Here is a 1,732-nt window from a genome sequence, read left to right on the forward strand (position 1 = left end):
CTCCCGGTCCTGGCCGGGTCGCGTCCCGGCGCGGCGCCCCGCAGCGGCAGGCCCGCCCGTCGTGCCACCCCTCCCCAGCGGCGATACGTTGCGGTCAGGGAGGTGCGCCATGGCCGAGCGGACCGGTGTCGTGGTCGTCGGGGGTGGGCCCGGCGGGGTCCTGCTGGCCTACCTGCTGGCCCGCGCGGGCCTGCGGGTGGTGCTCCTGGAGGGCCGCAAGGACTTCGACCGCCGGTTCCGGGGCGACAGCGTCGCGCCCCCGGTGCTCGACTACCTGCACCGCTTCGGGCTCGCCGAGGAGCTGCTGTCCACCATCCCGCACGGGCGGGCCACGACGTTCGAGTGGTGGACCCCCGACAAGCGCTACACCATCGCCGACTACCGGGGCAGCAGCCCGCGCTTCCCCTACTACGCGCTGATCCCGCAGGCCCGCTTCCTGCCGTTCCTGGTCGGGAAGGCCCGGCGGCACACCGGTTTCCGGGTCGAGATGGGCGCCCGCTTCACCGCCCTGCTGCACGACGGCGCGGGCCGCGTCGACGGCGTCCGCTACCGGCGGGACGGGCGGGAGCACGAGCTGCGGGCCGACCTGGTGGTGGGCGCGGACGGCCGGAACTCCAAGGTGCTGCTGGAGTCCGACCTCACCCCGACCGAGCTGGCCTCGAACATCGACATCTGCTGGTTCGCCGTGCCCCGGCTCCCGGACGACCCGAGCGGCGCCGGGCAGCTGGCCCTGATCACCGAGCCGGGCGCGGTGGTCGGGCTGCTGGGGCAGGGCGACACCTGGCAGATCGGCTTCACCCTGCCCGCCGGCCGGTTCGGCGAGGTCAGGGCGGCGGGCGTGGAACCGCTGAGGGACCTGGTGCGGCGGCGGACGCCGTGGCTGGGCGAGCGGGTGGCGGAGCTGCGCGACCCCAACCAGCTGACCCTGCTGCCGATCCGGATCACCGAGGTGGACCGGTGGTCCAGACCGGGTCTGCTGCTGATCGGGGACGCCGCGCACGTCATCTCCCCGGTGGGCGGCAACGGGATCAACTTCGCCATGATCGACGCGGCCGAGGCGGCGAACCTCCTGGTGGGGCCGCTGCGCGGGGGTGACGCCGAGGCGATCGACGTGGCCGCGAGCCAGCTCCAGCGCATCCGGGGGCCACGGGTCGCGGGTGAGCAGCGGATGCAGGTGCGGGTCGAGCGCGGGGTGGCCAGGAGGTTGGCCGAGCGCAGTCCCGGCGCCCCGCTGCCGATCCGGCTCCAGGGCGGCGTTCCCGGACTGGCCCGGTTCAGCGCCCGCAGGTCCCTGCGCGCGCTGCACGTCCCGCCGCCGTCACCGGACGTCCTCGGCCCCGGTGCGTCCACAGTGGACTAGGCCGACAGCCAGGCCCGGTCGAACCTGGCCCACGCGTCGCTGTCCGGCCGCGCCGCCGCGACCCCGCGCACCGCCGCCGTCGTGCCCACGACCGCGTCCGCGTGCCCCCACACCAGCACCGCGCCCCGCTCGTGCCGCACCCGCTGCACCTCCCGGTACAGCTCCCCGCGCGTCGCCGAGTCCACTGTGGACCTGGCCTGCTCCAGCGCCAGGTCGTGCTCCGCGTCCCGCCACCCCGTCGCGGCCCGCTCCTCGGCCGACTCCAGGTGGCCGGGGACCGTCGTCGGCTCGGCCCAGCAGCTCCACAGGCCGTCGCCCGCCGCGCGCTCGGCCGCGTAGGTCGCCTCGGGCCGCACGTCCACGGCCACCTGG

Annotated in this window: 1 protein-coding gene and 1 pseudogene; one reads left to right on the plus strand and one right to left on the minus strand. The window is 76.2% G+C overall.

Going from position 1 to position 1,732, the window contains the following annotated elements:
* Positions 1-109: 109 nt before the first annotated feature.
* Positions 110-1,360, plus strand: coding sequence for an FAD-dependent monooxygenase (locus ACTUAL_RS28395; RefSeq protein WP_440902389.1), 1,251 nt, complete (start codon positions 110-112; stop codon positions 1,358-1,360).
* Here the strand turns inward: ACTUAL_RS28395 and ACTUAL_RS28400 are convergent.
* Positions 1,357-1,732 (minus strand): annotated as a pseudogene (locus tag ACTUAL_RS28400) (hypothetical protein); the annotation flags it as partial. The gene ACTUAL_RS28395 and the pseudogene ACTUAL_RS28400 sit on opposite strands and share 4 nt — an antisense overlap.

Source organism: Actinosynnema sp. (assembly GCF_052038725.1).

Excerpts from the sequence above, each read along its gene's own strand:
- ACTUAL_RS28395 (WP_440902389.1), top strand. The coding sequence starts at position 110 with ATGGCCGAGCGGACCGGTGTCGTGGTCGTCGGGGGTGGGCCCGGCGGG.